Raw genomic sequence first — 7,376 nt, forward strand, 5'->3', positions numbered from 1 at the left:
GTCTCGAATATCAACAACTCTTATGACCTCTTTCTAATCCTCTATAAATATAAAAGCCCCACCAATGGCGGAGCTTTTCGTTGCAACAACAGTTTAGGTCGGGAGCTTATCGTTGAATCACCAGTCGCTTGGTCTGAACGGCATCGCCATTTTGACTGCGCACAGTGCAGAAATACAGGCCTGGTTGCAGGTGTTGCACGCGCAATGTGACTTCGCCCTCGCGGGCCGATACGGTTCTCTGTGCTACGATTTTACCCAGCATATCGTACACTTCAATGGTCGCCGGTTCGGCATTTTGAATGTCGAAACGCACCACATCATTCGCGGGATTCGGGTATGGAGCACTTACCGCAAGCTCATTCTCTTCGAGTCCAACACCGAAAACATTATACTCCACTTCGTAACTCCATTGATTACTTGGGTTATCGACGTCGTAGAAAATGTATTCGATGGTGGTCGTACCCAAGTTTCCGTTCGGATACAAATGTCCGCTGAAGTTCAGCACGGTATCACCCGGATTCAAGACCAAGGGATCGGGAGTGGTATCGGTAGTTGGCAAATAGCACAATTGCCAGCAAATGGCATTGTCGAAACTCGCATTATCGACGATGATGCGACGAGTAACTTTCACGGTCATGGGAGCAGTGCCGGTATTCACCACTGCATTGTGCGATACTACCTCGAAATCGGAAACGGTTCCGGTCTCAACTGTAGATTCATGCTCGAGCCAAAGCGACTGAGCTGTTATTCCTCCCGCTAGGGAGAAAACAAACAATAAGAGTATATATTTCTTCATAATCGGGTCATTATCACTTGACAAAAGGATCACAAAGTTAAGAATTCTAAGCGACATTTATTATATTTATTATATTTGGAGCTCGACGAATTCTACTTTGTCTAACCATTAACTAAACTATGAAGAAACTACTACTCGGAGTAGCGGCTATGACTTCGTTTGCCGCTTTCGCTCAACTGCCTGTGAGCACTGCACCTGAGAACCGTAATGTGGTCCTCGAAGAATTTACTGGTATTAACTGTCCTTGGTGCCCTGATGGACACAAATTGGCCAATCAATACGCAGCTGCCAATCCCGGCGATGTGTTTTTGATCAACATCCATACGGGTGGTTTTGCCAACCCCGGATCGGGTCAGCCGAACTACACCACTTCTTTTGGAGCGGCTATCGCAGGTCAAACGAACCTGACGGGTTATCCGTCCGGCACGATCAACCGTCAGGATTTTAGTCCTACCTATTCGCAAAACACGAGTGGCACGGCCATGAATCGCAGTGACTGGGACGATGCCGGCGACCTTGTTTTGAATGACTCTAGTTACGTTAACCTTGCCGTTGAGGGAACTATCGACGTTGCCGCACAAACTTTGACCGTTGACGTTGAATTGTTCTACACCGGAGACGGTGCGCCGCAGAATAAATTGAACGTAGCCGTATTGCAAAACGGTGTCCCGGGTCCACAAGTAGGTGCTGCTACTTTGTACCCTGAGATGTTGAATCCAGACGGAACGTACAACCACATGCACATGCTGCGTCACTTGATGGCCGGTCAGTGGGGTGATGATATCGACACCACCGATGCGGGAACGCTGGTATCGCGTTCATATACTTGGAACATTCCGGCCAGTATCAACGGTGTACCGGTCGACTTGAGCAATTTAGAGATCGTGGCTTTCGTTGCGGAAGGACAGCAATTCATCGTTTCAGGAGTTGATGGTCCTATCGACTTCGTCAACTTCCCATTCCAAACGAACGCTCGTGTACTCGACGTAAGTTCAGAGCAAGAAGTTTGTGCTTTGGAGTTGAATCCACAAGTTACCGTTCAAAACTGGGGTGGCGACACGTTGACCAGTATCGAGTTCAGCTACGACGTTAATGGATCTGGAGCCATGACCTACACTTGGACCGGTCAACTCGCTCCTTTGGCCTCTGCTACGGCTTCATTGCCTACCATTAGCTTTATGGATAACGGCACCAACACCTTGAACGTGTACATCATCAGCACGAACGGATCTGCCGATCAAAACGCATCCGACAACATCGGTTCTATCGGAAGTATCGTTCAGAACTCAGGATTGGGTAATTTGCGTCTCATCATGCGTCAAGACCGCTACGGAGAGGAGATCACTTGGAGAATCCGCAACGAGGCCGGTCAAATCGTAGAAAGTGGTGGACCATACCAACAGCTTTTATCTAACGGAACACAAGACCACATTCACGTTTTGAATTTGACCGACGTAGAGTGCCACAGACTTGAAGTACTCGACAGCTACGGTGACGGAATCAACTCAGGATACGGAAACGGTAAGTACTGGATCGAGCAAGCTGACTTGATCAGAATCATTGAAGGTGATGGCGTTTATACGGCGAGCATCGACCACCCATTCGATTACACGGCTACGGTCGGAATCGAAGAAGAAGCGTTGAGCGGTGTTGAATTGTATCCTAATCCGACGGATGAGCTCACGACATTGAGTATCGAGTTGGCCGGAAATGACGATGTAACGTATACCGTTGTTAATGCATTGGGGCAAGTTATGGCTACTGCAACAGTAAGCGGAACGGCCGGAATCAACAACATCGAGTTGAACACGAGCAACTGGGAAACCGGCTTGTACTACATCAACCTCGAATACAACGGACAGCAATCTGTGGAGAAACTGAACGTTATCCACTAAGCTCGTTGAATTGAATAGTTGTACAGCAGTCCCGGCGCTCATAGGTCCGGGACTGCTGTACTTCATTACACAAAACCTGAACCGATGAAAAAGCTCTTCTTCTCTCTCCTGATCTTGGGTTCGGTGACCTTTGCATCTGCGCAAGCCACTTTGCCCTCGGTAGATCTCCAAAACTTGGAAGGTTCCATCGTGAACACGAACGAATGGAACAACGAAGGAAAACCGATGATCATCAGCTTTTGGGCAACGTGGTGTAAGCCCTGTGTTACGGAACTCACTGCAATTCACGACGAATACATCGACTGGGTCGATGAAACAGGTGTGAAACTGATCGCTGTTTCGATTGATGATACCCGTAACTCCATGCGCGTGGCTCCTTTCGTAAACGGTCGAGGTTGGGAATACGAGATCTACCTCGACCCCAATGCCGATTTCAAACGCGCCATGAACGTGGGAAATATTCCGCATACTTTTTTGGTCGACGGAAACGGAAACGTGGTTTGGCAACACAGTGGATACGCGCCCGGCGATGAAGCCGAGCTCTACGATATGGTCGTTCGCCTAGCGAACGGCGATGAAGTAGAACACTAAACTCCGGAGTATGCGTATTGAACGAGTACTACTCACTCTGGCCATCGTAGGTGCCGGATCTTCTCTTTCGGCTCAAAACGATCAAATCGACCTGGGCCAAATTCACGGAAACTTTCAGACAGACTTTCAGTATTACCGCGAAGATACCCTGATCGGCGCACCGGACGTGCCCGAAGACTTTTTGTTGAACGGCTTCATGAACCTGAACTACACCCGCGGAAATTTCCGCGCCGGAGTTCGTTTCGAGAGCTATGAAAACGCCTTACTTGGTTTCGATCCAAGGTATAAAGGTACCGGCATCCCCTATCGCTATGCAACGTATACTCAAGACGATTGGGAGATCACCGCCGGTAACTTCTACGAACAGTTTGGGTCGGGATTGATCTTCCGCGCATACGAAGAGCGAGGACTAGGGTTCGACAATGCCATGGACGGACTTCGAGTGAAGTTTCAACCTACCCGAGGAGTTCGACTTACCGGGATCATCGGACAACAGCGATACTACTTCGATAAGGGCGACGGAATCGTACGCGCTATCGACGTAGATTGGAACCTGAATGAATCGATCGACACTTTGTCGAACAGCCCATGGCGAGTGATCTTGGGTGGATCCTTCGTTTCAAAATACCAAGAGGATCGCGATCCGCGGTACAATCTTCCCTTGAACGTCGGCTCCTGGGTGGGTAGAGCAACGATCAGCCGCGGACGTTGGACCCTCTACACAGAGGCCGCGTACAAGATCAACGACCCCGGTACGGTCAACAACTACATTTACAAAGATGGACATGCAATTTTGGTCAACCTGACCTATTCTCGCAAGGGTTTGGGCATATTACTTGCCGCAAAGCGCATCGACAACATGAACTACCGGAGCGATAGAACCGCCACCGTAAACGATCTGCTCATCAACTATTTGCCGGCGATGACCAAGCAGCACATCTATCGTTTACCGGCGCTGTATCCGTATGCTACCCAGCCCAACGGCGAAATGGGCTTACAAACCGAGATCACTTATACGTTCAAACGCGACAGCCCGCTGGGCGGACGCTACGGAACTCAGGTCGCCATAAATTACTCGGTAGCACAATCGCTAGACCTGAACCCATTGAACGACACCACCGGTGTTTATGAGCCTGGTACCGATGGCTACGAAAGCAGCTTTTTCTCTTGGGGCGATGAACGCTATTTCCAGGACTTCAACATCGAGATCACCAAAAAGCTCAATAAAAAGTGGAAGCTCGTAGGAACCTACATTTACGAAGAGTACAACAAGCAAGTGATCGAAGGAAAACCCGGATTCGTGTACATGCAAGCGGCGATCCTCGAAGCACAATACAAGCTCAGCAGAGAGCATACGTTGCGTTTTGAGGCACAGGGAATGTGGACCGATCAGGATCGCGGCGACTGGGCCATGTTGCTCGTCGAATACAGCATATCACCGCATTGGTTCTTCGCCATCCAGGATGCCTACAACTACGGCAACCCCGAAGAGGCAAAGCAAATCCACTACTACATCCTCTCCATGGGATATACCCGAGGCGGAACCCGCTTCTTGGCCAACTACGGAAAGCAACAAGAGGGTATTTTCTGCGTTGGTGGTGTATGTAGAAACGTGCCGGCCAGTAATGGTTTAAGTGTAACCATCACCTCAACATTCTAAGGCATGAAAAAACTCAATGCACTATTCATTCTGGTTTTCGGCCTCGCGGCCGGATGCGATTATATCGACGACCCCATTCAAGGCGGCAACGGCGGTGGACCTAACCCCTCCGATTCACTCGTACAAAAAGTGCTGGTCGAAGATTACACCGGACACAAATGCCCAAACTGCCCCGATGCGGCCAGTTTAGCCGAGGATCTCAAGGCTATTTATGGCGATCAAGTGGTCGTAGTGGCAGTTCACGCAGGTTTTTTCGCCAGTCCGAGTACCGGGTTCGAAACCGATTTTACCACGCCCGAAGGCGAAGCTATGAACTCCTTTTTCGGATTTGCCGCGTACCCCTCCGGAATGGTCAATCGTAAAGGCTATCCGGGCCAGCATGTCTTGAACTTCCAAGCCTGGCCACCGGAGGTCGCCGATGCAATTCCTGAAACACCACGAGCCGATCTCAACCTCAAGGCTGAGCTCAATGGAAACACGATCACGGCTGATGTTGAAGTCATTTACCAAACCGACTTAGACGGTGACTATGCCGTTGTGGTTTGGGTGACCGAGGACGGTATCATTGCCCCTCAAGTGTACGTCGGACAAACCATCCCGGATTACGAGCACAATCACGTACTGCGCACATCGCTCAACAGCACTTGGGGCGATACTTTAAGTAGTGGTCCGGTCGATATATTAACTCCATACGAGGCCACCTTCAGTACCACTTGGAACAGCGATTGGAATGAGCAAAACTGCCATGTGGTAGCTTTCCTATACGATTTGGAGACCTACGAGGTTATTCAGGTGGAGGAAATAAAGCTGTAATTGTCTAACTTATTGGCTCTATGAGTAAAGCATACTACGGCATTTTACTGAGCTTGTTCGTCATCGCCGCTTGCAATAAAAGCAATGATGGTCCTGATAAACCTACAATGGGAACTAAATCTGTGGTTCAACGATTTCTCGTTGAAAACTACACTGCACATAGAGCCGTGAATTCCCCGGCTTTGACTTTCCGCATTGACAGCCTAAAAGGATTCTATGGCGATCAAATGACCGTGGTTTTCGTCCACGCCGAGAGCTTTGCAGCTCCTAGTGCGGAGTTTCCGGCTGATTACCGAACACCATCAGGAGATGAGCTCATTGCTTTTTGGCAGGCTCTATCAATACCCTCGGCAATGCTCAATAGGGCCGATTTTCCCGGCAATCACTGGCTCTATTCGAATTCTTTGGACACTGCAGTAGCCAGCGCATCGCAACAATTGAGCGGTGCAGAGCTCCAAATATCTGCTCAAGTAAGTGGCGGTAATTTAAACTGCGACATTGAGGTCCTGTACCAATACCGACATGAGGGCCAGTATGCCGTGGTGCTTTGGATACTTGAAGATAGCTTAGTATCGCCGCAGCTCACACCAGCTGGGGTCGATTCGACCTACACGCACAATAACGTGCTCAGAGCTTCAATTACTGACACCTCGGGCGACACCCTCAGTATAGGCACTGTAAACCTGAATTCACCTTACCAGAAAGCCTATACTACGGTGTGGAACGCCGATTGGAATGAACAAAATTGTTCCGTTGTGGCTTTCCTATACGATTTGGACACTTACGAGTTCATCCAAGTCGAGGAAATAACGCTGTAAAACTTGACTCCATCACGTAAAATAGTAGTTGCGGTCACCGGAGCCTCCGGTGCCATTTACGCTAAAGTTCTATTTGATCGATTGAATCAGCTTTCCGATCAATGGAACGAAGTTGGCGTGGTCATGAGCGATAATGCTCGCGATGTTTGGGAGTATGAACTGGGTAATCGCGATTTCGAGAACCTCCCTTTCAAAGTGTACAGCAAAAAAGATTTCATGGCACCTTTCGCGAGCGGATCGGCCCGCTTTGGCACCATGATGGTAGCACCGTGTTCCATGGGTACCATGGCGCGTATTGCCAACGGCTTTTCAGACGATCTCATTACGAGAGCGGCGGATGTGATCCTTAAAGAACGCCGAAAGCTCATTCTGCTCACCCGCGACTCCCCGCTCAACCTCATCCAGATCAACAACATGAAGGCCATTACCGAAGCGGGCGGAATCATAGCGCCGGCAGCTCCGAGCTTTTATTCCAAACCCAAGGACTTCGAAGAACTGGCGCTCACTGTGGTGGATCGAGCATTGGATTTGGCCGGATTTGATTTGGATACCTATCGGTGGAGCGAATAAGGCCGGTCCATTTACTACGCAAGCGAATTTCGGCTTCACCGAAGTTCAATAGGCCTGCGCGCGAGTCCATTGGGTTTGACCTCCGATAGGAATTCACTTCGCGAAAGCGAAATTCACTCGGGCGAAGCCCGAATGCACCTACGCGCAAGGGTACAGCGCCACTGATCACACTTATTCTACTTCTCGCGCCACAGGCGCTACTGATAACACTGCCATCTATACTTCATTCACCG

The 7,376-nt window shown here is 49.6% G+C and carries 7 protein-coding genes; 6 read left to right on the forward strand and 1 reads right to left on the reverse strand.

The features are described 5' to 3' along the window. Nucleotides 1-106: 106 nt before the first annotated feature. On the reverse strand, nucleotides 107-796 hold the full coding sequence (locus J4F31_11420) for a T9SS type A sorting domain-containing protein (protein MCE2497165.1): 690 nt from the start codon (nucleotides 794-796) through the stop codon (nucleotides 107-109). Nucleotides 797-915: 119 nt separating this feature from the next. Here J4F31_11420 and J4F31_11425 point away from each other — a divergent pair, with 119 nt between their 5' ends. The 6 genes from J4F31_11425 to J4F31_11450 all read left to right on the forward strand — a co-directional run bounded on the left by J4F31_11425 (nucleotide 916) and on the right by J4F31_11450 (nucleotide 7,143). Continuing rightward, the gene (locus tag J4F31_11425) at nucleotides 916-2,691 is read left to right on the forward strand and encodes an Omp28-related outer membrane protein (protein ID MCE2497166.1); all 1,776 of its coding nucleotides are present in this window, start codon (nucleotides 916-918) and stop codon (nucleotides 2,689-2,691) included. 84 nt (nucleotides 2,692-2,775) lie between these two features. After that, the gene (locus J4F31_11430) at nucleotides 2,776-3,282 is read left to right on the forward strand and encodes a TlpA family protein disulfide reductase (GenBank protein ID MCE2497167.1); all 507 of its coding nucleotides are present in this window, start codon (nucleotides 2,776-2,778) and stop codon (nucleotides 3,280-3,282) included. Nucleotides 3,283-3,292: 10 nt separating this feature from the next. Next, the gene (locus tag J4F31_11435; GenBank protein ID MCE2497168.1) at nucleotides 3,293-4,942 is read left to right on the forward strand and encodes a hypothetical protein; all 1,650 of its coding nucleotides are present in this window, start codon (nucleotides 3,293-3,295) and stop codon (nucleotides 4,940-4,942) included. Nucleotides 4,943-4,945: 3 nt separating this feature from the next. After that, entirely contained in the window at nucleotides 4,946-5,755 is an 810-nt protein-coding gene (locus tag J4F31_11440) for an Omp28 family outer membrane lipoprotein (protein ID MCE2497169.1), read from the forward strand. Nucleotides 5,756-5,775: 20 nt separating this feature from the next. Next, on the forward strand, nucleotides 5,776-6,573 hold the full coding sequence (locus tag J4F31_11445; protein MCE2497170.1) for an Omp28-related outer membrane protein: 798 nt from the start codon (nucleotides 5,776-5,778) through the stop codon (nucleotides 6,571-6,573). 3 nt (nucleotides 6,574-6,576) lie between these two features. Next, nucleotides 6,577-7,143 carry a UbiX family flavin prenyltransferase gene (locus tag J4F31_11450; protein MCE2497171.1) on the forward strand — a complete coding sequence of 189 codons (567 nt, stop codon included), beginning with the start codon at nucleotides 6,577-6,579 and terminating at the stop codon, nucleotides 7,141-7,143. The last annotated feature ends 233 nt before the right edge of the window (nucleotides 7,144-7,376 follow it).

Source organism: Flavobacteriales bacterium (assembly GCA_021296215.1).
In the GTDB taxonomy this organism is placed as follows: Bacteria; Bacteroidota; Bacteroidia; order Flavobacteriales; family ECT2AJA-044; genus ECT2AJA-044.